Raw genomic sequence first — 26366 nt, forward strand, 5'->3', positions numbered from 1 at the left:
AGATTGTAATAACAAAAAATGACCATGGCTAAAAAACCCCGTACAAAAATTTCTGATGTTGCCGATTATTTAGGTGTTCATAAAACAACCGTTTCTAGAGCATTGAACAATTCCAGTGGCATTTCGAAATCGTTAGCGCAAAAAATCAAACAGGCTGCGCGAGAGCTAAACTATATTCCCAATCGCGCTGCTCAATCTCTTTCTGCAGATAGCAATCGTACAATTGCACTATTGCTCCCCTCTTTTGGCAACAATGTATTTAACGACGTTATGCTAGGTGTGAAAGCGGTTGCTGATAAAATGAATTATTCTTTGATGATTGGCGATTCCACTTATACTGAACTTGGTGAAGAACGCATTGTTGAGTCTTATATTCAGCAAGCTGTCAGCGGGTTTATTCTCACCTCAACCCGCCATACCCAAGAAACCCGAAAAATGCTTTTAGCCACGGGGACGCCTGTGGCTGAAATTATGGATATTTCAAGCGAACCGTTTGATATTAACTACGGGGTTAACAACGAGCTTGCCGCCAAAGAGATGACACAGTATTTAATTAATAAAGGGCGCCGTAATATTGCTTTTTGTTCGTTATTTCTAGATTGGCGGGCGCTACTTAGAAAACAAGGTTGGTCTAGCGCGCTCTATGAAGCGGGCTTATCTTCTGAACTGTGCATAGCTTCAAGGGCGGAACCCTCTTTTCAGGCTGGAGCTGAGCTGCTTTCTGAAGCCTTGCATAAATGGCCAGATTTAGACGCACTCTTTTTTGTTAGTGACGAACTCGCGGCAGGCGCTGTTATGGAGTGTAATAGACGAGGCATTAAACCCGGCAGAGATATTGATATTTGCGGGTTTAACGATTTGAGTTTCGCCCGCTCAATATACCCCTCGTTAACTACCGTGTCAGTGCCTCGTCGAAAAATGGCTGAAATGGCAACCGCCTCTTTAATTGCTCTTATTGAAGGTGAAGAGGTAGAAAAGACCAACACCATTTTACCTTTTGAACTTAAAATTAGAGAAACTGCGTAGCATACGCGCTATTTTTAATCTTCTGGTATGTCACCTATGTATTCAAAGCGAGCCAGCGTTTGCCCGTCTTTTACTACTGTTTCGAAAAACATTTCTAGCGGGCGCACCCACAGCGCTTTTTCTCCGTAGCACGGGCGATAAACCACAAGCTTACTTTCGTCTTCTGAATGCGTAGCCACTTCATAGACGTCATACAAGTTACCTTTATAGTGTTTGTAACGCCCCGGTGTTTTTAACTCATTTTTGTTCACTATTGCTCTCCAAATGGTAACGGTAATTGTTGCGACGATTGCTGCTCGGCTAACCCTATGTGTAGGCCTACCAAACGAATGCCTCGGCCTTTGCCGCGCTCATAAGCCTCTTCCATAAGCTTATGGAAGTAACTTTCGCTCAACTGGCTTTGACGATGCTCCACTGTCGTTAGCTGAAAGTCATTAAATTTAAGTTTCACCCCTTGTGTACGAATGCGTACAGGCTTCCCCGTACGCTTTTTGTGATTTTCCATACGCTCTTGTAGCTTCTCAAACAAATGGGGTAAGAAGTCTATGCATTCATCAAGTGTATGAATGTCATCACTCAATGTTCGCTCTACGCCAATTGACTTACGTTCCCTTGAAACTGAAAGCTCACGTTCATCAATACCATGTGCTCTTTCCCATAGCACACTTCCAAATTTACCCAGCGCTTTTTGAATACGCTCAAATGGGTATTGGCGAACATCGTTGCAGGTTGTTAACCCCATTCGCTGAAGTTTTTGCATGGTAACCTTCCCTACCCCGGGAATTTTTTTAAGTGGCATAGTGCGCACGAATGCATCTAACTTATCTGGGGTAATAACACAAATGCCATCCGGTTTATTTTCATCACTTGCTACCTTAGCCACAAATTTACATGGGGCCACGCCTGCAGACGCGGTAAGCCCTAGTTCACTTTTAATTCGCGCCCTAATTTCTTCTGCAATGAGGGTAGCACTGCCCCCACAAAACTCACTATTGGTTACATCAAGATAGGCTTCATCTAGCGAAAGTGGTTCAATTAGGTCGGTATAGTCATTAAAGATATGCCGAATCTTTTGTGATTCGCGGGCATAAACTTCCATACGCCCCTTTACGAGGGTTAGATTAGGACATAGCTTCATAGCATAGGCGGTGGCCATGGCTGAACGAACACCGTATTTTCGTGCTGGATAGTTGCAGGTAGACACTACGCCTCGCCGCTCAGAACTGCCGCCTATTGCTATAGGTATATCGCGCAATGCCGGGTTATCGCGCATTTCAACGGCGGCATAAAAACAATCCATATCAACGTGGATAATTTTGCGCATATGAACGATAAACCCTAAGCAAAGAATGGTAGAAGCGTTTGTTATTGCTAACTGTATAAACAGACAGTATAAGGTGAATGCGAATAAATTTCACCCATTTGATCTATACCTTTATTTATCTGCAAAAAACAAAGTGCGCTGAACCTATCGCGTATAAAACGAAAAAAGCGCTGAGGCCAATGACGCCCAGCGCTTTAGATAAAAGGCTTCCACCTTTTCGTTAAAGTGCGATGATCAGATGATCTGGTTTTGTTTCCACTCGTCCAATTTTTTCTGGCGAGCTTCTTCTTTTTCCATACGAGACTTTTTACGATCGCATGGCTCTGGGCAATCGCAGGCTTTTTCGATACCAAGCGCCCCTAAGCCACCGCAACTACCTGAAATTGATTTACGTTGCACTAGATAACCCACCGCCATGGCGGCAACCATGGTAAGAAAAAAACCAAATGCGAGAATGAATGTGGACATAATGTACCCCTTAATCTTTTACATCGACAAGTTTATCAAATTCTGGCGATGCATACTCCTCAAATCCGTCCTCTGTGCGACGAATGAGAAAAACGGCTAATTGCTGCTGCTGTGCTAACGCCTTCGCTCTATCCCACCCCATCACATTTAATGCCGTGGCTAGGCCATCTGATGTCATGGACGAGGGATGAACAACGGTAGCTGAAACCAGGTTGTGCGTAATAGGTTTACCCGTCGTTGGATCTATAAGATGCGAGTAACGTACCCCGTCCTGCTCATAGTAATTACGGTAATCCCCCGAGGTGGCAACGGCGTTTGTCCCTATTGAGACAACCTTTTGGATAGCGCGTTCAGTGGTAATGGGCTTTTCGATGGCGATAAGCCACTCGCTGCCATCTCCCCGTTCGCCTTTCACACGCATTTCACCACCTATTTCTACAAGGTAGTTTTGTAAGTTATGCTGTTCAAGAATAGCCGCAACTTCATCTACACCAAACCCTTTTGCAATGGTAGATAAGTCTACATAAAGCATTGGATTGCGCTTTTTAAGGCCGCTAGCAGTAGTAGCTAACTTATCGTAGCCTACATACTCGCGTACTTGAGCTATTTGCGCCGGTGTAGGGCTTACTTCGGGGCGCTTATTAGGGCCAAAGCCCCATAGGTTTACTAAGGGTCCCACAGTTACATCGAGAACACCGTCACTTAATTTAGCCAACCGTAGCGCTTCATTTACAACTTTTAAGGTATCACTAGACACTTCAAAGTTGTCGGTATACCTATACTGATTAAAACGGGACAATTCAGACGTTGCATCATAGGTAGACATCATCTTATTAATGGCGACCAATCTTTCGTCTATCTGAGCTTGTAAACCCTCTATAGCCTCTTCGCCCTCATTAAGAACATATTTAATATTGTACGTGGTACCCATAGTTTGGCCTTGCAAGTGCACTACAGGCGAAGGCTTTTCACTGCAACTTGCCAATATAAGAATGCCAATAGCAACCACGGCCAGTAGAATTCGGGCAAAAAATCGAATCACTTTGTTATCCTTTAGCTAAACAAAAAGGGGGCTAATGCCCCCTTTTTTTATCTTATTGCTACCTGCTTAACCACCGAAGTCATCAAGCATGATATTGTCGTCTTCAACACCTAGGTCTTTCAGCATGTTGATAACAGCTGCGTTCATCATAGGTGGACCACACATGTAGAACTCACAGTCTTCTGGCGCTGGATGATCTTTAAGGTAGTTTTCAAGAAGTACTTGGTGAATGAAGCCTGTCTTTCCTTCCCAGTTATCTTCTGGTTGCGGATCAGAAAGTGCAACATGCCACTCAAAGTTTTCATTCTCTTCAGCTAGCTCATCAAAATCTTCTACATAGAACATTTCGCGTAATGAACGTGCACCGTACCAGAAGCTGATCTTACGATCTGTCTTCAATCGACGAAGCTGATCGAAAATGTGTGAACGCATAGGAGCCATACCAGCACCACCGCCTACAAACACCATTTCAGCGTCAGTATCTTTCGCGAAGAATTCACCGAACGGACCAGAGATAGTTGCTTTGTCACCCTCTTTCAGGCTCCAAATATACGAAGACATCTTACCCGCAGGTAAACTTAGGTTATTAGGCGGCGGCGTAGCAATACGCACGTTTAGCATAATAATGCCTTCTTCTTCTGGGTAGTTCGCCATTGAATAAGCACGGATGGTCTCTTCATCCACTTTAGATTCGATATCGAAAAAGCCGAAACGCTCCCAGTCACCACGGTATTCTTCTGGAATATCGAAGTCTTTGTACTTAACGTGATGCGCAGGTGCTTCAATTTGAATATAACCACCGGCACGGAAAGGTACACTTTCACCGTTAGGAATTTTAAGCTTAAGCTCTTTGATGAACGTTGCTTTGTTATCGTTAGAGATAACTTCACAATCCCATTTCTTAATACCAAATACTTCTTCTGGAAGCTCAATCTTCATGTCTTGCTTAATCGCAACCTGACACGATAGACGACAACCTTCACGCGCTTCACCTTTGGTAATGTGGTCTAGTTCGGTAGGTAGAATTTCACCACCACCTTCTTTAACGTCCACACGGCATTGGCCACATGAGCCACCGCCACCACAGGCTGAAGATACGAAGATACCGGCTTCAGCTAATGCGCCTAGCAGCTTACCACCAGGTGCTGTTGTAATTGTATTCTCTGGATCATCATTGATAACAATTTTCACATCACCACTAGGTACCAATTTAGACTTGGCAAACATGATGATGAATACCAGCGCCAATACGATGGCAATGAACATGCCGACGCCTAAAAATATTTCTACTTGATTCATTTAAATGCTCCCGAGCTCTATTAAAGCTGAATACCAGTGAATGACTGGAAGCCCAGTGCCATAAGTCCAGCAATCATAAAGACTGAGCCAAGACCACGAACACCATCAGGCATATCTGCATATTTCAGCTTTTCACGTACAGCGGCCAACAACACAATGGCAATTGCCCAACCCATACCACTTCCTACGCCGTAAACAATACTTTCGGTCAAGTTGTATTCACGTTGAACCGCGAATGCAACACCACCGAAAATGGCGCAGTTAACCGTGATTAGCGGAAGGAAGATACCAAGTGCGTTATATAGCGCTGGGAAAAACTTATCCAAGCTCATTTCCAAAATTTGAACCAAAGCGGCGATAACACCGATAAAGGTTAAGAAGTTCAGGAAGCTTAAATCAGCGTCAGGGAAACCCGCCCAAGCCAACGCGCCTGGAGCAAGAATATTTACGTAAATGATTTGGTTTACCGGTACTGAAATACCCAGTACCACGATAACCGCCACACCTAGACCCATAGCAGTTTTTACTTTCTTAGATACCGCTAAGAAGGTACACATTCCTAAGAAAAGTGATAACGCCATGTTTTCAACAAAAATTGAACGAACAAACAACGATAAATAATGTTCCATGACTTACTCCTTAGGCTCAACTTGCTCAGGACGAATTGTACGGATAAACCACACCATACCGCCAATTAAGAAGAACGAGCTAAATGGAAGAATTAACAAACCATTACCCTGATACCAACCACCATTTTGAACCAGTGGAAGAATTTCAAACCCTAAAATAGTACCGAAACCAAATAATTCTTTGATTGTACCAATAACAATTAGGATGAAAGAGTAGCCTAGGCCATTACCAATACCGTCTAAGAAGCTCATAAGAGGTGGACTCTTCATCGCATAAGCTTCTGCACGACCCATAACAATACAGTTTGTAATAATCAGACCAACAAACACCGAAAGCTGCTTCGATATTTCATACGAATAGGCTTTTAGAATTTGGTCAACAACAATTACCAACGAGGCAATAATCGTCATCTGAATAATAATTCGTACACTAGATGGAATCTGGTTACGAATAAGTGAAATAAACAAGTTTGAGAACGCTACTACGCTGGTAAGCGCAAGCGACATTACCAAGGCTGTTTCCAGCTTAGTGGTAATTGCCAGTGCTGAACAAATACCCAATACCTGAAGGGCGATAGGGTTATTGTCCAGGATTGGCCCAAAGAGGGCCTTTTTCATTTCTTTAGTATCTGCCATGAGACTTCCCTTATGAACGCCATGCTTGGTTCTTCAGGAACTGGCCGAAGCCTTGCTCGCCTACCCAATAACGAATGGTATTTTCAACACCGTTACTGGTTAGGGTAGCACCTGAAAGTGCATCGATAGTGTGAGGATTGCTTGGGTTAGCATTTTTTACTACACGAATAGCGACTTCGCCATTCTCGTAAAGTTTTTTGCCATCCCATTTGTCCTGCCATGCAGGGTTTTGCACTTCACCACCTAATCCTGGCGTTTCTTTTTGCTGATAGTAAATAAGCTCGCGAACTGTTTGTCCGTCTGCGTCTATCGCTAAGAAACCATACATAAGATCCCAAAGACCGCTGCCGTGAACAGGTAAGATGATACGTGATACATCACCTGCTTCGTCACGTACTAAGTAAACACTGGCGACGTTAGGGCGGCGTTGGAAACCTACCTTACTGCTGGTTACTTGAGTGCTGTACTCAGTCTGCTTAGCAGCTTTATACATATCGTAATCTGGCTCAGGCGCCTCTACAAAGGTACCTTCGTCAAGATCAACATAACGTGATTCAACGCGTTCGCTATAGGTGCTTTCTATTTCGCTGTTGCTCATACCTACTTCATATAGGCCAGCAGCAGTAAGGATGTTGCTTTTCTTATCTAGCGTGGCGTTCGTTTGCTGAAGTTCACGCAAGCCTACCGCTGCGCCAGAAACGACAATTGAACACACCAAACATACAGCGACAACAACACCGATTGTTTTTCCTAAAGATTCTTTCTTAGCCGACACGTGCTACCCTCCGCTTGATATTGCTTTGTGCGACGAAATAGTCGAACAGTGGCGCCCACAAGTTTGCAAACAAGATTGCCAACATTACACCTTCTGGGAAGGCAGGGTTTAGGACGCGGATAAGTACCGTCATAAAGCCAATGAAGATACCGTAAGCCCACTTACCTTTGTTGGTGAACGACGCAGATACAGGGTCTGTCGCCATAAAGAACATACCAAAGGCTAGACCACCCACCACGAAGTGCCAATGCGCAGGCATAGCAAACATAGGGTTAGTTTCGCTTCCAATTAGGTTAAGCAAGGTTGCGAAGAAGGCTACACCTATCGCCACACCAGCCACAATACGCCAGCTTGCTATGCGCATGTACATTATGAACAAGCCACCAAGGATAATAGCTAGCGTAGACACTTCACCGGCTGAACCAGCGATAGTACCCATAAAGCTATCCATCCACTGTGTCATATCTGAATAGTCAAGATTGCCCCAAGCCGCTTGGCTTAGAGACGTAGCACCAGAGTAACCATCTGCCGCTACCCATACTTGGTCACCTGAAATTTGTGCAGGGTAAGCAAAGTATAGGAATGCACGACCAGACAATGCTGGGTTAAGGAAGTTACGACCTGTTCCACCGAATACTTCCTTCGCAATAACAACGCCAAAGGTAATACCTAGAGCAACTTGCCATAAAGGAATCGTGGCCGGAAGAGTAAGTGCAAAGAGTACTGATGTAACGAAGAAACCTTCGTTTACTTCGTGCTTGCGCACTGAAGCGAAAAGTACTTCCCAAAAACCACCTACAGCAAAGGTAACTGCATAAATAGGTAGCCAGAAACATGCACCGTAAAAGAACAGCCCCATCATACCGGCATTCGTCAAATCACCGCCTAACGCTGTGAAAAGACCTGCTTGCCATGTATCAGGCAGTGTACCTGCACCCATCGCAATGGCGTCTTGCGCCTGCAGACCGATGTTGTACATACCAAAGAACATTGCTGGGAATGTGGCCAACCACACCATAATCATAATACGTTTCAGGTCGATGCTGTCACGTACGTGGGTGTTGGCTTTGTTTACTTTACCTGGCGTGTAGAAAATAGTCGCTGCAGCTTCATAGAGTGCATACCACTTTTCGTGCTTACCACCTGGCTCAAAATTAGGTTCGATTTTTTCTAAATACGCTTTTAAACCCATGACTTAACCCTCTTTCTCAATCGTGGCCAAACAGTCGCGTAAAATCGGACCATAGTTGTATTTGCCAGGGCATACGTACGTACACAACGCCAAATCTTCTTCGTCCAACTCTAAACAACCCAACGTCTGAGCACTGTCAGTATCACCAGAAATCAGGTCTCTAAGCAGAAGCGTAGGAATGATATCTAGGGGCATAACGCGTTCGTAATTACCAATTGGAACCATAGAACGTTCAGAACCATTGGTCGTTGTTGTCATATCGAATTTCTTGCTACCACCTAGGTGACCTAGGTAAGCACGAGTCACTGAGTGTTTGTCTGAGCCTGGCGTAATCCAACCTAAGAACTTCTTCTCGCGACCTTCTTTTAATAGCGATACTTGGTTATGGAAACGACCTAAGAAGCCGTGAACGCCCTGCGCTGTTGTACCGTTCAATACTGAACCAGAAACAACACGAACTTCGCCGTCGGCCTGTTCTTTTTCCATTAACTCAGTTAAGTCGGCACCGATTACTGTGCGAACCAAACGTGGGTTAGTCGCAGCAGGTCCACCAATAGCAATAACACGACGGTTATCAAGCTCGCCAGTAGTCAGCAATGCGCCTACTGCCATAACGTCTTGATAGCTAATGTGCCATACCGTTTTGTTAAGACCTACTGGATCCAAATAATGGATATGCGTGCCGGCAAGGCCCGCTGGGTGAGGACCACCAAACTCTTCTACATCTACCGCTGCATCACCGGTCGCCACTGAGGCTCCCGCCGCTTTACAAACGTAAACCTTACCGCCGCTAAGTTGCGTTAGCGCTTTTAGGCCGTTTACAAAGTCGTCTTGACGCTCAGCAATAATCAATGCTGGATCGCCAGCTAATGGATTAGTGTCCATCGCGGTAACGAAGATTGAATTTGGCACTGAGTCTAAGGCAGGAGATTTACTGAATGGACGGGTACGAAACGCTGTCCACATGCCTGACTCAACAAGGATTGACTGAAGTTGCTCTCGCGGTGCACTGGCAAGTTTTGCGGCATCAATTTTGTCAAAATTAACAGCGTCATCGCCATTAACTTTCACTACTACTGATTGCAAAATACGTCTTGCTCCACGATTTACCTCTACCACTTCGCCAGCAGCCGGTGCAGTGAATTTAACGCCAGGATTCTTTTTATCTTCAAAAAGAATCTGGCCTTTCTTCACTACGTCACCTACTTGAACGTGCATGGTAGGGCGCATACCCACATATTCTTCTCCCAGAATGGCAACGCGCGATACAGCAGATGCTTCAGCGATCTCCTGTTTCGGCGCTCCCTCTATTGGGAGGTCGAGACCTTTCTTGATTTTTATCATATGTAATCGCACTACTCTAATAGAAATACCCTTTTGCATGACCGCAAGAATCCTCGCCTGTCTGCATGCAAAAGCATACTTTTAACAGATGTAACACACCTTTTATTTATGTAATAGATAGACGGCGTTTTTATGTAGCTACAGTCAGCCTGTTATGAAGCTGTAGGAATAAACACCTAATATTAGCGATGTAAATCGCCTATTCTTTTATAGAGCAACACCAGAAATTCACGCTTGTTATTGTTATTACGCGGCTACAATTTATGCTGTTGTTGGGTAGAAGACGAACAGCCCCCCACTTAATTTCGGGATTTTAGCATTAACCAAAGCCTTTGTGCCATGCAAATCATAGATAAAGCCAAATTTTTCTAGAATTTAATGTAAATCTAGGCTACCGCGTTTATAAAAATGCCCTTTGCCGGCGAAAAAAAGCCGTCATCATGACGGCTTACTCACTATTTGTTTTACAAACAAGTTAGTTAAGACTTACCAGTTGACTAACGGGTCAACCTCTTGTTCGTAGTCGACACCTTCGATATCAAAGCCAAATAGTTTCAAAAATTCGTGGTGGTAACCTTTATAGTCACTAATTTCATGGAAGTTTTCTTGTGTCACTTGATCCCAAAGCTTTTGAATTTTTGCTTGGGTAGCGTCATTGGTTTCTTTATCGTCCATGCGATAACGATTTTTTTCATCCAGCGTTGCCGTATTGCCAAACAGACATGAACTAAACAAACCATAAATTTGTTCAATACACCCTTCATGGGTGCCCTCTTCTTTCATTACTTTATAGATAAGTGAAATATATAAAGGCATGACAGGGATAGCAGAGCTTGCCTGCGTAACCAAGGCTTTCAGTGAGCTTACGTTTGCTTCTACAAGCAAGTCTGTGTTTTTACCGATAATAGCTGCAGCGGCTCTATCAAGGTCTTCTTTCGCTTTACCTATGGTCGCTTGACCATAAATAGGCCATGTAAGGGCTTTACCAATATACGTATAAGCGGTGGTTTTACAGCCTTCAGCAAGCACGTCAGCGGCCCGTAGTTGGTCCATCCAGCGCTCCCAATCTTCCCCGCCCATTACCTTAATGGTGTTAAGGATCTCTTCATCGTTCGCCGGCTCTAACGTTACGTCATGCACCTTATCTTTATCGGTGTCGTAGGTTTTTGTGGTGTAAGATTCACCTACTGGCTTAAGCGTAGATTTGTAGGTAATACCGCTTTCAGGGTCGGTGCGTCGCGGCGAAGCAAGGCTGTAAATGACTAAGTCAACTTTGCCCATTTCGGCTTTAATCTTTGCTATTGTCTCAGCTTTAATCTCATCAGAAAAAGCATCGCCATTAATGGTATCGGCATATAGCCCTTCTGCTTTTGCAAATTGATGGAAAGCTGCAGTGTTGTACCAGCCGGCCGTGCCGGTTTTACGTTCTGTAGGTGCTTTTTCAAAACATACGCCTAGTGTTTTGGCACCATAACCGAAAGCTGAGGTAATACGAGACGCTAAACCGTATCCGGTTGAGCTTCCAATAACTAACACGTTCTTAGGACCATCACCTAAGTCGCCTTTACTCTTTATATACTCTATCTGTTGTTCTACAGACTTCGCACAGCCAACCGGGTGTGCGTTTGTGCAAATGAAGCCTCTCACTTTAGGCTTGATAACCATAATAATTTTCCTTTTATGAGCGTGGGGCCATTGTAATGGTGCTAAGGCCGATAACAACTCGGAGCAGATAAATAAATTTATCATTACACCTATTACGGCTTCAAGTATATACGAAGAGGATGGTAGGCGCGTTTACTGCGTCGAATAAAACACAGCAAAAAACAGTAATAAAACAAAGAGAGGAGAAAGTAGAGAGGGCAGATACAGTGTGTAAAACACTGTATCTGCAGCGGCTTACTAGCCTAAGATGTCAAGCAACTCAACATCAAATACTAATGTGCTGTAAGGCGCAATAGCTGCGCCAGCGCCTTGCTCACCGTAGGCGAGATCGTGTGGCACGTATAAACGCCATTTAGCGCCAACTTTCATTAGTTGAAGCGCTTCAGTCCAACCTTTAATTACGCCACCTACTGGGAACTCAGCAGGTTGCCCACGCTCATATGAGCTATCAAAGGTTTCGCCGCCAATAAGGGTACCGTGATAGTGTACGCGAACGGTGCTTTGTGCAACAGGAGAGTCACCTTCGCCTTCTGCGATAACTTCGTATTGAAGACCTGATTCAGTAACATTTACTTCATCGCGTTTCGCATTCTCTTCCAGGAACTTAACGCCTTCCTCAATAACTGCTTTACTTTCTTCTTCTTTAGCAGCTTGTAAACGTTTGTGAATTTCACCAAACGCGTCGCGAAGCGTATCGTTGTCTACTTGGGGTGCTTCACCACCAAATGCATCTTTAAGTCCAGCAACCACCGCGTCCAACGCCAGGCCGTCGAAAGGGTTTGATTGCAATTGTTGACCCATTTGAAACCCAATACCATAACTAGCTTGAGATTCTACTGTATTAAATGTATCAGTCACATAAACTCCTGAAAGTAAATTACAAATGCAGTACGAATTTCATACAAACACAAGACGCGAGTTTGTTTCTGCATTTTCCAGTCTATCAGTGTACCACAGCAGAATTTATCTTGCTTTGCGCTTTGCTTTATAGGGGATAAAACTACCAAAATATTGTAAATTATAACTGAAAGAGGTTAGACAAGTTGGCAAGGAAACAGTATGGTAATCGCCATATATTTGGGAGGATAGCATGCAAACACACTACGATGCTGAACTGAAAGACACCGTTCGATACCTTGGAAAAACCCTTGGTGAAACTATTAAAAACCAGTTAGGCCAAGAGTGGCTCGATCGGATTGAAAACATCCGAATAGGGGGTCGCGCATCTTATCAGGGCGATGCTAAATATAGCGAAGAACTGAAAGAAACTTTCAAAAGTATGTCGGACAGCGATTTATTAACTGTCGGACGCGCCTTTGCGCAATTCTTGAATTTAGGCAATATTGCTGAACAAGAATACAATGCGGCAATGAATGTAGACGCCTCTATTGATGCGTTATTTAAACACCTTGATAAAGCCGAATTATCTACAGAAAAAGTCCAACAAGCGGTGGGCAAACTAAATATCGATTTAGTATTAACGGCACACCCTACAGAAGTTACCCGCCGTACCCTTATTCACAAACACAAAGAGCTAGCAAACTGTCTACAAGCCGTTCATCAAGAGTCGCTTAGCGACGTTGAGCGTAATAAAGTAGAAACCCGTATTGCTGATCTTATCAGCCAAGCATGGCACACCGAAGAAATTCGCTCGGTTCGCCCTACTCCGGTTGATGAAGCGCGTTGGGGTTTCTCTGTTATTGAAAACTCATTGTGGGAAGCGGTGCCAGATTTCCTTCGCGAACTCGATGACCGACTTAATCAAGACTATGCTGTGTCGCTTCCGCTTGATGCATCACCGGTACAGTTTAGTTCATGGATGGGTGGTGATAGAGACGGTAACCCATTTGTTACCTCAAAAGTTACCGAGCAAGTGTTATTGCTTGCCCGTAAACGTGCTGCCAAACTGTTCGCCACCGACCTAGATCGCTTGCAAGTTGAGCTTTCTATGTACGATTGTAACGATGCGCTTCGTGAAAAAGTGGGCGATGCCAACGAACCCTATCGCGCCCTACTGCGCCCATTGGTTCAGCGTTTTATAGCTACCCGTGACGGAATTGCAGACTATTTGGCAGGTAACAGCCCAGACACCTCGCAGTGGATTGAAAGCGACGATGAGCTTATTGATGCACTTATGCTGTGTCACCAATCATTGATTGATTGTGGCATGCAAGTAGTCGCGAATGGGCTACTTCTGGACACCATTCGTCGTGCACGTGTATTCGGTATTCACTTACTTCGCCTTGATGTGCGCCAAGATTCAGAACGTCACTCAGACGTATTTAGCGAGCTTACCCGTTACCTTGGCCTTGGCGATTACTCGCAGTGGAGCGAAGCGGATAAGCAAGCCTTCCTACTTCGTGAACTCGGCTCTAAGCGTCCGCTTTTCCCTGCACAATGGGATGCCTCTGACGATGTTAAAGAAGTGCTTGATACCTGTAAGGTTATTGCTAAGCATAGTAAACATGGCTTTGGTATTTATATTATATCAATGGCCAGTGAGCCGTCTGACGTATTGGCAGTACAGTTGTTGCTACAAGAGAGTGGCGTAGATTGGCCAATGCCAGTGGCGCCCTTGTTCGAAACACTCGACGATTTGAACAACTCACCTGATGTCATGCGCAAGCTACTATCCATTGATTGGTATCGTGGCTATGTAAAAGGACGTCAATTTGTGATGATTGGCTACTCAGACTCGGCGAAAGACGCCGGTGCACTAGCCGCTGGTTGGGCGCAGTATCAATCGCAAGAAGCACTTGTTGCGATTGCTGAAGAATACGATGTTTCGCTCACCCTTTTCCATGGTCGTGGTGGCACAATTGGCCGTGGTGGCTTACCTGCGCATGCTGCTATCTATTCACAGCCTCCAGGCTCGTTAGAAGGCGGGTTTCGAGTTACTGAGCAGGGCGAAACCATTCGCTATAAGTTCGGCATGCCCAAGCTTGCTAAACGTAGCCTAGGCATTTACGCCAGCGCAATTATTGAAGCTATGCTATTCCCGCCGCCGGCACCTAAAGAAGAATGGCGCGAACTCATCAGTGCTATGGCAGCGAAAGGACGTGATAATTATCGCGCTACCGTTCGCCATGACGAAGAGTTTGTTCCCTACTTCCGTGTAGCAACGCCAGAACAAGAATTGGGCAAACTGCCACTAGGTAGTCGTCCTGCGAAGCGTAAACCACAAGGTGGGATTGAAAGTCTACGTGCCATTCCATGGATTTTTGCGTGGGCGCAAACCCGTTTGGTATTGCCAAGCTGGTTAGGCGTGATGCGTGCGATCGACAGTGTGAAAAACGAAGAAAACGAAAAAGTGGTTAATGAAATGTTCAGTGAATGGCCTTTCTACCGCTCTCGTTTATCTATGCTAGACATGGTTTTCCACAAAGCCGACCCGCGCATTAGCGAAGCATACGATGCGCGCCTAGTACCAGAGGAATTAAAACACTTTGGCGAAGCACTGCGCGCTGAACTAAAGGAGAGTATTGCTTCGTTACTTGCCATCACAGGTGAAGAAGGCATTATGAAAAACGATCCACAGGGCAAAGAGTCAATGGAGATACGTGCAGGCTACCTACAGCCGCTACATTATCTTCAAATTGAATTGCTAGATCGTATTCGTAAAGCCGGTGATGACGCACAAAATACCGATCTTGAACGGGCCATGATGGTGACTATCGCAGGTATCGCCATTGGTATGCGTAATACAGGTTAGCCCGTTACGCTTACCGGTATGGCATGTGACTTAGTGCCTTATTACACCGGCCTTGAAATAGGCGAAAGCTTATTTCGATTAAAACCCCCGATGAGGTTCATCGGGGGTTTTGTAATTTAAGCCAGATAAAAAAATGCCAGTTAGCGTGACTAACTGGCATTTTCGTTAAAGGGGCCGCGTTCGCCCCCGTTTATTGTTTCGCTTATACTTCGTGCTTAGGCTAGGTCGAAGCGATCGGCATCCATGACTTTTGTCCAAGCTGCCACAAAGTCTTTAACGAATTTCTCTTTGCTATCATCTTGCGCGTACAACTCGGCATAAGCGCGCAATACAGAGTTAGAACCAAACACGAGGTCAAAGCGCGTAGCAGTAAAGACTTCGTCACCAGACGCTCTATCGACAATAGCATAGCTATTTTTGCCTGTTGGCTTCCAGGTATACTTCATGTCAGTAATGTTAACGAAGAAGTCTGTGGTTAATGCACCAATATTATCGGTGAACACGCCGTGTTGCGTACCGCCATAGTTGGTACCAAGCATACGCATACCGCCAACTAACACCGTCATGTCTTTCGCGGTTAACCCTAGTAGCTGGGTTTTATCTAGCATCAACTCTTCAGGCTTCACCACATAATCTTTTTGCAGGTAGTTTCTGTAACCATCAGCAAGGGGCTCTAGGGGCGCGAATGACTCCCCATCTGTCATCTCATCAGTTGCATCGCCACGGCCAGGTGAAAAGGGAACTGGCACACTAAAACCAGCCGCTTCAATGGCTTTTTCTACGCCTACATTGCCCGCCAGTACAATGGTATCAGCAAGGCTTGCCCCTGCGTCGTTAGCAAGAGGTGCTAACACATCTAATACCTTGGTTAAACGTGCCGGTTCATTGCCTTCCCAGTCTTTTTGCGGAGCTAAACGAATGCGTGCACCGTTAGCGCCCCCACGTAAATCTGAACCACGGAACGTACGTGCGCTGTCCCAGGCAGTGGCAACCATTTCGCCAATGCTCAAACCAGCGTTTGCAATGTTCGCTTTTAATGCACCCACATCGTAAGAGGTACTCCCCGCCGGTACTGGGTCTTGCCAAATAAGTGTCTCATCAGGCACATCTGGGCCTATGTAACGTACTTTAGGGCCAAGATCACGGTGTGTTAATTTAAACCATGCACGGGCGAATACGTCGCTGAAGTATTCGTGATCGTTATAAAACTTCTCAGAGATCTTTCTATACTCCGGGTCCATCTTCATCGCCATATCGGCGTCGGTCATTATAGGGTTGTAACGCTTTGATGGGTCTTCAACATCAACGGGCTTATCTTCCTCTTTAATGTTTATAGGTTCCCATTGCTCAGCACCGGCTGGGGACTTTTTCAATTCCCAATCGTAGTTGAGCAATAAATGAAAATAGCCGTTATCCCACTGGGTTGGATTGGTCGTCCACGCACCTTCAATACCACTTGATACTGTGTCTCGCCCAATGCTACGGCTTTCATGATTCATCCATCCAAGACCGGCCTCTTCAATACCCGCGCCTTCTGGATCTGGGCCTAATGCCTCAGCATTACCATTACCGTGACATTTACCCACGGTGTGGCCACCTGCCGCTAATGCTACGGTTTCTTCGTCATTCATTGCCATGCGCGCAAAGGTTTCACGCACATGGGCTGCGGTTTTAAGCGGATCAGGCTTACCGTTAACGCCTTCCGGGTTTACATAAATAAGGCCCATTTGCACCGCGGCTAATGGGTTTTCCATGGTTTCGGCACTGTCTACGTCTTCATAACGCTCATCGCTAGGCGCCAACCATTCTTTTTCTGCGCCCCAATATACGTCTTTTTCAGGGTGCCAAATATCTTCACGACCAAACGCAAACCCATAGGTTTTAAGGCCCATGCTTTCATAGGCAATCGTGCCGGCGAGGACAAATAAGTCAGCCCAGCTTAACTTGTTGCCGTATTTCTTTTTAATCGGCCAAAGCAGGCGTCGAGCTTTATCAAGGTTAACGTTGTCAGGCCATGAGTTAAGCGGTGCAAAACGCTGGTTGCCCGTAGATGCTCCTCCTCGACCATCAGCAATACGGTACGAACCCGCCGCGTGCCAAGACATACGAATCATCAAGCCTCCATAATGTCCCCAGTCTGCAGGCCACCACGGCTGCGAGTCGGTCATCAGGTCGGTTACATCTTTCTTAAGTGCCTGAAAATCTAATTTTTTGACCTCTTCACGATAATTAAAGTCTTCACCCATAGGGTTAGTTTTTGTATCGTGTTGATGCAAAATGTCTAAGTTTAAGGCTTCAGGCCACCAGTCCATTACGGTTGTACCCGTGGCAGTCATACCACCATGCATGACCGGGCATTTTTTTACCGAGTCATTTACATCACCTAACTTTGCATTGCTCATATTACTTCCTCTTTGCATACCGCCTATTGTTTCGTGCCGAACAAGCGTTATTTAAACTATGATATTCACGCCTTCCTAGGCATTATGAAGTCGACCTGAAACGCGTCTTGAAAGCGTAGACGAAAAAAAAGCAATTACCAGACGCTGAGCAAAAATTCATACTTAAGTCTTATGCCCAAAGCTTAATGCAGCGTACCCAAGTATGGAGTAAACGTAAAAAACGCCATATCTTAGAAGGTAACCGACCGCAAAAGATAAAACCTACCTAGTAATGGTAAAAAGATATGGAGAAGATATACGTTGGAAGAGTTTCAATAAGCAGGCTCTCTCCCCCCCCCCAAAAAAATGCGGGGGCAACACGAATTCAGCCACACCTAGAAACAGAAAGGCTGGATACGTAAGGACGTAACAGACTGTCTTTGGGAAAATCTATCTAATTAGAGAACAGGCTAAGGGATGAAGTGTAGAGTTGGAAGGGCTTTATAAGCAGGCTCTCCACCGCAGGAATGCGGTGGCGAAGCCTACAGGGACGTATTCACAGCGGGCCTGCGTTTAAAGGCCTACCAATGATGTCATCCACTTAGCCGTTGACGAAATCAACACCTAGCTTGATGTCGCCACGTAGGCCTTCAAGCATGTCGTTTTTCGCTTTTTCTTCAAATGCGCTTAGTTCACCGTAAGGTAGAATTTCAACAACACCTTCTGCGCCTAAACGTACTGGGTGAGCGAAGAATGCTGCATCATCGCTGTCGTCAGTTTGTACATATGTGTACTCAACTACATTCTCGCCTTGCATTGCAGAAACAAGAGACAGACAGAAACGTGCTGCAGCTTGGCCCATAGAAAGGGTTGCAGAGCCGCCGCCCGCTTTCGCTTCAACAACTTCGGTACCCGCATTCTGGATACGTGTTGTTAGGCTAGACACTTCTTCGTCTGTAAACTCAACGCCTTCAACTTGTGAAAGAAGAGGAAGGATAGTAGTACCAGAGTGACCACCGATTACCGGTACATGCACAGAAGATACGTCTACACCTTTAAGTTCAGCTACAAAGGTTTCTGCGCGAATAACGTCAAGCGTAGTAACACCGAACAATTTATTCTTGTTGTAAACACCTTTCGCTTTAAGCGTCTCAGCTGCAATAGCAACTGTAGTGTTAACAGGGTTGGTGATAATACCAACACATGCATCAGGACAGTTGTCAGCAACACCTTCAATAAGGTTTTTTACAATACCTGCATTGATGTTGAACAAATCAGAACGATCCATACCTGGCTTACGAGGCATACCCGCTGGGATAAGAACAACGTCTGCACCTGTTAGTGCATCAGCTAGGTCATCTTTACCGTGACCGGTTACCTTTACTGCTGTAGGGATGTGGCTCAAATCAACAGCGACACCAGGAACTACTGGCGCAACATCATATAGCGCTAAATCAGAACCTGCTGGCAATTGCGTTTTTAACAACAAAGACAGCGCCTGGCCAATACCACCGGCAGCACCTAACACGGCTACTTTCATACCATTTCTCCTATGGGATTACTCTCGTATTTAAACGGAACGTCACACTAATGCAACGCGGGGGAAAACTCAATCACCGTATAGTCTTATACAGCCTATTTACGACGATTTTTAAGCAATATTCATTATCATGAATGATTATGCAAAAAAATTGCGTATAGTCTACCTGTGGGGCACAATATATGCTAATGAAATAACCCCAAAGACGTAAAAAAGGACAGCATGGCAAACGTAAAGCAAGAGCAGCTAATAAAAGCCTTTAAAGAAATTTTAAAAGCTGAAAGTTATGGCTCACAGGGAGAAATTGTTGACGCATTAAAAGCCCAAGGCTTCGATAATATAAGCCAGTCTAAGATTTCACGAATGCTAAGCAAATTTGGCGCGGTTCGTACCCGTAATGCGCGAGGAGATATGGTGTACTGCTTGCCTCCTGAACTTGGTATGCCAACAGCCAAAAGCCCTTTAAAGCAGCTTGTATTAGATATTGTTCACAACAATGTCATGGTAATCATTAGAACCAGCCCGGGTGCTGCGCAACTGATTGCCCGCCTACTCGACTCTCTGAGTAAAAAAGATGGCGTACTAGGCACAATCGCAGGCGACGACACCATTTTTATTGCGCCAGCGGATGTCTCAAAAATTGAAGACTTGCGCCAGCGCGTTGAAGATCTCTTTGAAAATGTATAGTTCGCCTTCTCACTAATCTTTTGCAGGTGCAAAACCCCACCTACTGACTATTTTAGATATAAAAAAGCCGCTAACCAAGGGTTAGCGGCAAGGGAACTTGTACCAGGGAGATACAAATAAGAAACAGGGTTAACCTAGCACGAAGGCGTGTAAAACGTCTGTCATAAACTGTAAATTATCCGACTAGATGCGTTAGCACTACAAAGCTCGCAAAAAAAAGCCGCCAATCGCAATGCGTATAGCGGCTATGGGAACTGCCCAAGAGATACATGTTTGATATCACGACGTAAAGTTAACACACCCGTGTTTCACTTATATGTCAATAAAGGTAAGTTGTGTGTAAATAACGATTAACGGCGTGATAACATAATTTCTATCGCCTTGGCGAGTAGCCCAAGGTTATGTTACCCCAGTAGTTTCATAAGCGCTTCTGCTGCTGGACGAGATGAAGGTGGATTTTGGCCAGTCACTAACAAGCCATCAGTACACACCTTTACCGCAAAATCATCTGCACTTTCATAGTTGCCGCCCTTAATTACTAATTCGTCCTCCACGAGGTAAGGCACAACGTCAGTAAGCTCCATGGCTGCTTCTTCACTATTGGAAAAACCCGTAACCGACTTGCCTTCTACAAGAAACTTTCCGTCAGGCGACTTAACGTCTTTAAGTACAATTGGAGCGTGACAAACCGCTGCCACGGGTTTCTCGGCGGCAATCATATCTTCGATAAGTTTGATAGAGTGGGCATTATCCGATAAATCCCAAAGCGGGCCGTGACCGCCAGGGTAAAATACCGCATCAAATTCATCTGCCTGTACGTCTTCTAAGGGAATAGTGGAAGCGACTGCGCTGCGTGCCACTTCATCTTTAGTGTAGCGCATAGCATCATCTGTCATCGCATCATCGCTGAGACTGTTTGGGTCGATAGGCACCTGCCCGCCCATAGGTGATGCCAACGTGATGGAATAACCTGCATCTTTAAAGGCATAGTAAGGTGAAGCGAACTCTTCAAGCCACATTCCGGTTTTGTTACCGGTGTCACCCATTAGCTCGTGTGAGGTCATTACCATTAACATTGATTTAGCCATTATTTCTCCTATGCTCAAAAAGCGTGATCTGTTGCTTTCTTTTTCGTTGAGCAAGGTAAATAGGATCAGAACAATGGTAGGCTTTCGGCGAGTACCATCTGCATAAGATAATTAGCAGACATAAAAAATGCCACTTTCCTTAAAGGAAAATGGCATTTTACATTACATGTCTTTCAAATCATTTGATTAGAAACGGTAGTTAACACCTACACGCATTTCCCAAAGTGACGCGTCACCCTGGCGTGGCGTAGCATTGGTAGAACCAATAGTAACAGTGTTAAATGATGCTTCTTCAAGAATACCCCAATCATCGTTCAGCATGTTTGTGAAGTTATCAATCACAAATGATACTTGTGCAGTATGGTCTGGGTGGAACGCTGGAATATCTTGACGAACAGCGATATCTACCTTCGCCCACCAAGGGCTAGATTCTTCGTTACGCTCTGTACCCATAGGAAGTACACTTCCGCTATCCAAGTACGGAGTGAAACCAAAGATAGCGTTACCATCGTCTTTTGAGTAAACAAGACTGTAAGGACGTCCAGATTGCGCAACAGCAAAGGCTGAGAAAGTAGTATCTAAGCCATCAAAGAACGACGTGGTGTAACGTAAATCCAATGTAAAGCGGTGCTCAATATTCCAATCTGAAAGTGAAGACACTTCTTCGTTTGGATTAGTGAACGCTCTGTATTGGTAGTTTGAAAACGCTACCGAGCTTGTCATTGGCTGTACATCTTCAGCGTGGCTGTAGTTATAACCAGTCACTACAGAGATACCGTTATCCCATGCTTTATTCATGGTCGCAGTCAATGAGTACGAGGTAGATGTTTCGTCAGAGTTAGTTAATTCAAGTGAACCGTAGCCAGTTTTATCGTAGTCAATGTAACCTGCGTCAGTGAAACCTACTTCTTCAATACCTACGTACTTAATCATCGCTTGATCTTGAGTAACGCTTACTAATAAATCAAGATTGAATACGTAGTCTTCTTCGTTGATATGCGTCATACCCGCAGAGATTTTCCACTCGCTAGGCATGTCGAAATCTGGGTCTAGGTTGTTACTTTCGAAGTTGCTACCTGCGCCAGACGACATAGCTTCGTCTAAGTCTGAAGGCACTGAGTAACCTGGGCCTGCAGTAACGCCGTCTTCAGTGTTTACCCAAGTAATGCTACCGTCGAACAAATCAGCATAAGTATTGTCTACTTCACCGCCAGTAACGTTGGTGTTCTGGTAGTTGTTTGTCATCCAAACGTTAGGGTTACCACCTGAGAACAAGCCGATACCACCACGAAGCTCTGTATCATCGCTAAGCGTATAGTTAAGGCCGATACGTGGCTGAAGTAAGCTAATGCCATCAAGGTTGGCGGTATTGCTGTAGTTGTTTTGAGCTAAGAATTCAGCATTTTCAACAGGCTTATCAGACGTTGTGATCCAGTCGTAACGTAAACCCGCAACCACTTTCAAATCGTCAGTTAGATAAAACTCATCTTGCGCGTAAGTTGAATGCGCAGTGTAACCCCACTCAGCGGCACGGTCATTCAGGTCACCAGAGTATGCATAGCCGTATTCGATTTCTGCATTTGTACCTGCAACAAAGTCTTCTAGGCTTTCAAACAAGATACTGGTTTCAGCATGCTGAACGAAAAGGTTATAAATTTCTAGCTTATCGCTTTCGTAACCAAAGGTTAACGTGTGACCATTATCGAAGTAATAGTTACCACGAAGCATGATGCTGGTTGCATCCCAATCTAGGTCGTTTGCTTGACGGCTATCGTCAGAACCTAAATAAACAGTTAAATCATCATCTTCACTTTCGGTTTCGTTACCAAGCTCAATTTTGATCTCACCAAAATCGTTTCCGCCCGGAGTGCCGTCACCGTACATAGAACGCTGTGTATTGTTAAGCTCAGTACGAGAAATACGAATCTCAGTCGAGAACTTATCTGTCCAGTCTGAGTAAAGCACGCCAACAAATGATTCTAGTTCTGCACCGCGCTCATACAAGTGGCTAGTCAGTTCAAATTCATCAGAGTCTCCATCAGATTCTGCGAAGTTATTACCATCGTTATAGTTATAGGTAAACGCAAAACGGTGACTATCGTTGATGTTCCAGTCTAGCTTAACAAGAAGCTTTTCATCTTCATTAGGCATGCTTAATGGCGTTGTGCCTGCATCGAAGTTATAAAGAGACTGAGAAACTGACTGAATTTGTTCTAGTTGCGCTTGTGAAATTGCTACTTCGTTGATTGCGCCAGTGCCAATTGCGCCACGGTCAAACGTGTTTGCACCTTCAAGTTTTTCATAAGCAGCAAAGATAAATAGCGTATCTTCAATTAGCGGAGCGCCAACACTAAAGCCGTAACGCTTTTCAGTGTAAGAGCCTAGGTTAACATCATCACCTTCAAGTGAATCACCACGTAGGCTGTCACTACCGTAATCGTAAAACGCTGTACCGTGTACTTCATTAGTACCTGTTTTACTTACTGCACTGATGTTACACGCTGAGAAACCACCGTAAATAACGTCAAAAGGTGCGATTTCAACAGAAACACCTTCAATGGCGTCGTAAGAGAAAGGCATTCTTTCAGTAGGGTAGCCATTTGAGTTAAGGCCGAAAAGGTCGTTCATACGAACGCCGTCAACAGTCAAGCTGTTAAAACGAGGGCTTTTACCCACACACTGGATACCACCTGAGCCACCTTCGTCAACATAGATACGTGGGTCGATACGTACAATGTCGGTGATATCACGGTTGATTGCAGGCGCCTGTTCAAGGGTTGAAAGGTCGAAGCTAGCAGAGGGGCCTACTTGACCGAATGAAAGGCTGCTAACTTGAGAAGCAGTAACAACGATATTTTCGTAATCAGCGGCGCTTTCTAAAGAACGCTCAATAGATGATGCTTCACCTAGTTCTAAGTATACGTCGTTGATAGTTTGATCAGCATATTCATCAGAATCAATTTCGATAGTGTACGGACCACCAACGCGAAGACCGCGAAGGTTAAATGTACCACCATTATTTACTGTTACTGTTTTAACTGCACCTGTAGGTAAGTGAGTTACTTTAATTACAGTACCAACTGCTGGGCTGCCGTTAGGAGCAAGAATCTGACCGTTAAGCTCAGAAGAGGTAACTTGCGCCATTGCCGTAGTGGATAGACCAACCGACAAAGCAACAGCCGCCGCGATGCGGCTCAACTTAGCTGAAGTTTTCATGTGTGTTTCCCTTTTTGTTTAGAATTATGTTGGCGAGGGTAGAGATATTCCTTCCATCGCCTTTAATATTTTAAAGCTGTTCTTGCTAGCTCGTTGACGGCTGAAATTGTCATTGAGCTTCATGTCAAATTTATTACAAAGTTGCTTTTTTTATTGTTGCCTCAAAACTTCTGAGACAAGTTACCGCTTTAATTTCTTGACCAGATGGTCAAGTTAAATTACTTATTATTATTATTGTTAATCACAGGCAATTGACTGACTCTATTCTTGGCACATACACGACTAATAAACACCGTTTAATCAAAATCAGGTTTACCCATAAAAAAACCTTAATTTTCATATTCTTGACATTAAAAAGTAAAGTTACCTATTGCATTAAATAAACTTAACTGGTGAAATCACCGCATAAATCGTTAATTCATTTGGTCTTTTTTTTGACGAATTTCAGAATTATTGCTTCACGAAAATGGTTATTAGTGTTCATTGCAGCGTTAGTCTGCGGTGCGACGAACTTTTTTCTTCAAAATAAAACCTACACTGACATACCGCCTCAAACTGGTCAATATTCAAGCTGTTCTACGGGGTCAAACGGTAATCAAGACGTTTTCTATGTTTATGTTACCGATGCGAGAATTGCAAATATGGCAAGCGAGCGTTTGTGCAAAGACGCCACAATTAAACGACAATATGGCGAAGTAAAAGTAATTGTGGGACAAAGCGACTACGATACGTTTCGTTATGTTAATTATGGCGTGGTAGATTTAGCGCTAGTGAAACGAAATGTGGTTGACGCATTCGGCGCCGATCAAATCTACGGCTTCACCCCTATTGCTTCACACCCTAACTACAGTGCTTATTTTATCGCCTTGCGAGAAAAGCCTTGGCTAAATAAAGAATACTTACTGGGCAAACGGATTGGGCTGCTAGATTATCCAAGTAGCCGTTCGGGCCACATTCTTCCGAAAACCGTCTTACAGAGGCTAGGCCTTACCAACACTAATGTCGATATTGTGTACTATAACTCTCACCAAGATTTGAGGCGTGCGCTTCTTGCTGGCGAGGTTGATATCATTTCCTCGTACTGGGCAGAAGAAGATGCAAAGAAACTTTCTCGTAATTACGCTGTTCCCTTGCAAGAAAGTGTTAGCGGTATGCAGTGGTTTTTGAAAATGGAAACCAAAAACACCGACCTATTTTGTGCCACACAAGCGGTTGTACACAAATTGGCCGTAGACCACCCTCGCCCTTACTACAAAACAATAATATTAGAAGAAGGGTGTGACTCATGAGTACTCCCCCGTTAGCAATGAAATCAAAAACCCGTATTGGTCTTTCTTGGCTACTACTGTTTGTAGGTTTGCAATTAGTCGCCTTAATAGGTCAGTATTTTTCATTGTCTAGTACCACCCACCAGGCAATGGACAAAGTAGAACGACGGGTAAGCTTAGATAGTGCCTTTCTTGATGTGGGCAATACCACGCTAAATACGCCGGTCAATCAATATGCAGTGTCTCGTTATTTAAACCGAATTAACGAAACCCTTCGTCAGCAAGGCTACCCGGTAAGGGTGAGTAAAATACAAGATATTACCGCCGAGCAGGATATTGCACCGCACTTTAATAACAGCATAACGACTGTTTTTGACAATGCAGAGCAGCGCATTGAAATTGAAATACGTGTTGCCTCAATAGAAAGCAGTTTATCGTTTAGTTGGGTTGCACTTATAACCACGCTACTTATTGCGCCTTTCTTTATGCTGTCATCAACACCACGCAAACGAACGCAAGTGGCTGACATTGAACAACCAGTGGTGCCTGTACCTACGTTAATTATTAACCTAGAACAAAAAACCATTTCTAACGGCGTCGATGAAAAGGCTATTACGCTCCAGAATAAGCCGCTTTGTTTTTATACTGCCCTTGTAAGGTTTTGTATTGAAAACCCCACCGTTCCTTTGTCGCCGCACAAAGATGTTCCTTATGAACTAGTTGCACTTGCCAATAAAAGCTTTGCGCGCTTAATTGAGCTAGGGCATACCAAGCGTAAACGCCCCGACTTTAATGCTAATTTAGATAAAACCCTAAGTGAAATTCGTGCTGCGCTCGATGAAGTATTCTCAAGCTTCCCAGAAGAGAAAGAGATTTATAGCCCCCCTAGAGCGCAAGGTGAAGGCTCTCGCTCTAAGCAACACTCTTATGCGTTAGCTAAGATAAAACTCGAGGATGTCCAAATTATTGGAAACTAATGAAAAGTTGACCACATGGAAGATTTAATCTTAGGCGGGTGAGACCCACGCAATGCATTGAAATTACGACAATCTTCTTGCAAAGTTGTAGCCGAAG

Annotated in this window: 21 protein-coding genes; 5 read left to right on the forward strand and 16 right to left on the reverse strand. The window is 44.6% G+C overall.

The window, feature by feature from the left end:
- Positions 1 to 24 precede the first annotated feature (24 nt).
- Complete coding sequence (locus tag GTH32_RS13955) at positions 25 to 1026, forward strand: LacI family DNA-binding transcriptional regulator (RefSeq protein ID WP_246223264.1); 1002 nt, start codon at positions 25 to 27, stop codon at positions 1024 to 1026.
- Positions 1027 to 1040: 14 nt separating this feature from the next.
- On the opposite strand, the gene GTH32_RS13960 is transcribed toward GTH32_RS13955, so the two are convergent.
- From GTH32_RS13960 to bamJ, 12 genes are all read right to left on the reverse strand, one after another.
- Entirely contained in the window at positions 1041 to 1277 is a 237-nt protein-coding gene (locus GTH32_RS13960; protein ID WP_163086836.1) for a DUF1653 domain-containing protein, read from the reverse strand.
- Positions 1277 to 2350 carry a DNA polymerase IV gene (gene dinB, locus GTH32_RS13965; RefSeq protein ID WP_163086850.1) on the reverse strand — a complete coding sequence of 358 codons (1074 nt, stop codon included), beginning with the start codon at positions 2348 to 2350 and terminating at the stop codon, positions 1277 to 1279. Before dinB ends, GTH32_RS13960 begins: the two co-directional genes overlap by 1 nt.
- Before the next feature lie 234 nt (positions 2351 to 2584).
- The gene (gene nqrM, locus GTH32_RS13970; RefSeq protein ID WP_163086854.1) at positions 2585 to 2818 is read right to left on the reverse strand and encodes a (Na+)-NQR maturation NqrM; all 234 of its coding nucleotides are present in this window, start codon (positions 2816 to 2818) and stop codon (positions 2585 to 2587) included.
- Positions 2819 to 2828: 10 nt separating this feature from the next.
- The gene (locus GTH32_RS13975) at positions 2829 to 3860 is read right to left on the reverse strand and encodes an FAD:protein FMN transferase (protein ID WP_163086857.1); all 1032 of its coding nucleotides are present in this window, start codon (positions 3858 to 3860) and stop codon (positions 2829 to 2831) included.
- Positions 3861 to 3926: 66 nt separating this feature from the next.
- Positions 3927 to 5159: an NADH:ubiquinone reductase (Na(+)-transporting) subunit F gene (gene nqrF / locus GTH32_RS13980; protein WP_163086860.1), complete on the reverse strand. Its 1233-nt coding sequence runs from the start codon at positions 5157 to 5159 to the stop codon at positions 3927 to 3929.
- Between the two features lie 20 nt (positions 5160 to 5179).
- The gene (gene nqrE, locus GTH32_RS13985; protein ID WP_163086863.1) at positions 5180 to 5788 is read right to left on the reverse strand and encodes an NADH:ubiquinone reductase (Na(+)-transporting) subunit E; all 609 of its coding nucleotides are present in this window, start codon (positions 5786 to 5788) and stop codon (positions 5180 to 5182) included.
- Between the two features lie 3 nt (positions 5789 to 5791).
- Positions 5792 to 6424: an NADH:ubiquinone reductase (Na(+)-transporting) subunit D gene (locus GTH32_RS13990; RefSeq protein ID WP_044058143.1), complete on the reverse strand. Its 633-nt coding sequence runs from the start codon at positions 6422 to 6424 to the stop codon at positions 5792 to 5794.
- Between the two features lie 10 nt (positions 6425 to 6434).
- The gene (locus GTH32_RS13995; RefSeq protein WP_163086866.1) at positions 6435 to 7199 is read right to left on the reverse strand and encodes a Na(+)-translocating NADH-quinone reductase subunit C; all 765 of its coding nucleotides are present in this window, start codon (positions 7197 to 7199) and stop codon (positions 6435 to 6437) included.
- Positions 7189 to 8391, reverse strand: coding sequence for an NADH:ubiquinone reductase (Na(+)-transporting) subunit B (locus GTH32_RS14000; protein WP_163086869.1), 1203 nt, complete (start codon positions 8389 to 8391; stop codon positions 7189 to 7191). The genes GTH32_RS13995 and GTH32_RS14000 overlap by 11 nt, the downstream gene beginning before the upstream one ends.
- 3 nt (positions 8392 to 8394) lie before the next feature.
- Entirely contained in the window at positions 8395 to 9735 is a 1341-nt protein-coding gene (locus tag GTH32_RS14005; RefSeq protein ID WP_163086970.1) for a Na(+)-translocating NADH-quinone reductase subunit A, read from the reverse strand.
- A gap of 486 nt (positions 9736 to 10221) precedes the next feature.
- Positions 10222 to 11400 carry an enoyl-ACP reductase FabV gene (fabV, locus tag GTH32_RS14010; RefSeq protein ID WP_163086872.1) on the reverse strand — a complete coding sequence of 393 codons (1179 nt, stop codon included), beginning with the start codon at positions 11398 to 11400 and terminating at the stop codon, positions 10222 to 10224.
- Positions 11401 to 11637: 237 nt separating this feature from the next.
- Entirely contained in the window at positions 11638 to 12258 is a 621-nt protein-coding gene (gene bamJ, locus GTH32_RS14015; RefSeq protein WP_163086875.1) for a BamJ family beta-barrel-assembly machinery protein, read from the reverse strand.
- A 232-nt stretch (positions 12259 to 12490) separates the two neighbouring features.
- On the opposite strand from bamJ, the gene ppc reads away from it, so the two are divergent.
- On the forward strand, positions 12491 to 15112 hold the full coding sequence (gene ppc / locus GTH32_RS14020) for a phosphoenolpyruvate carboxylase (protein WP_163086878.1): 2622 nt from the start codon (positions 12491 to 12493) through the stop codon (positions 15110 to 15112).
- Between the two features lie 215 nt (positions 15113 to 15327).
- On the opposite strand, the gene katG is transcribed toward ppc, so the two are convergent.
- A complete protein-coding gene (katG, locus tag GTH32_RS14025) occupies positions 15328 to 17514 on the reverse strand; it encodes a catalase/peroxidase HPI (protein ID WP_163086881.1) in 2187 nt (728 codons plus the stop codon).
- Between the two features lie 580 nt (positions 17515 to 18094).
- On the reverse strand, positions 18095 to 19033 hold the full coding sequence (gene mdh, locus GTH32_RS14030; RefSeq protein WP_163086884.1) for a malate dehydrogenase: 939 nt from the start codon (positions 19031 to 19033) through the stop codon (positions 18095 to 18097).
- A 222-nt stretch (positions 19034 to 19255) separates the two neighbouring features.
- Here mdh and argR point away from each other — a divergent pair, with 222 nt between their 5' ends.
- Positions 19256 to 19720: a transcriptional regulator ArgR gene (argR, locus tag GTH32_RS14035; protein ID WP_163086886.1), complete on the forward strand. Its 465-nt coding sequence runs from the start codon at positions 19256 to 19258 to the stop codon at positions 19718 to 19720.
- Between the two features lie 404 nt (positions 19721 to 20124).
- Here the strand turns inward: argR and GTH32_RS14040 are convergent, their stop codons facing one another.
- Positions 20125 to 20808: a type 1 glutamine amidotransferase domain-containing protein gene (locus tag GTH32_RS14040; protein WP_163086889.1), complete on the reverse strand. Its 684-nt coding sequence runs from the start codon at positions 20806 to 20808 to the stop codon at positions 20125 to 20127.
- 186 nt (positions 20809 to 20994) lie between these two features.
- Complete coding sequence (locus GTH32_RS14045; RefSeq protein WP_163086892.1) at positions 20995 to 24024, reverse strand: TonB-dependent receptor; 3030 nt, start codon at positions 24022 to 24024, stop codon at positions 20995 to 20997.
- Positions 24025 to 24458: 434 nt separating this feature from the next.
- On the opposite strand from GTH32_RS14045, the gene GTH32_RS14050 reads away from it, so the two are divergent.
- A complete protein-coding gene (locus GTH32_RS14050; protein ID WP_246223265.1) occupies positions 24459 to 25313 on the forward strand; it encodes a PhnD/SsuA/transferrin family substrate-binding protein in 855 nt (284 codons plus the stop codon).
- Complete coding sequence (locus GTH32_RS14055) at positions 25310 to 26269, forward strand: hypothetical protein (RefSeq protein ID WP_163086898.1); 960 nt, start codon at positions 25310 to 25312, stop codon at positions 26267 to 26269. Before GTH32_RS14050 ends, GTH32_RS14055 begins: the two co-directional genes overlap by 4 nt.
- Positions 26270 to 26366: the final 97 nt, after the last annotated feature.

The sequence above is a fragment of the Alteromonas profundi genome (assembly GCF_010500865.1).
GTDB lineage: Bacteria > Pseudomonadota > Gammaproteobacteria > Enterobacterales > Alteromonadaceae > Alteromonas > Alteromonas profundi.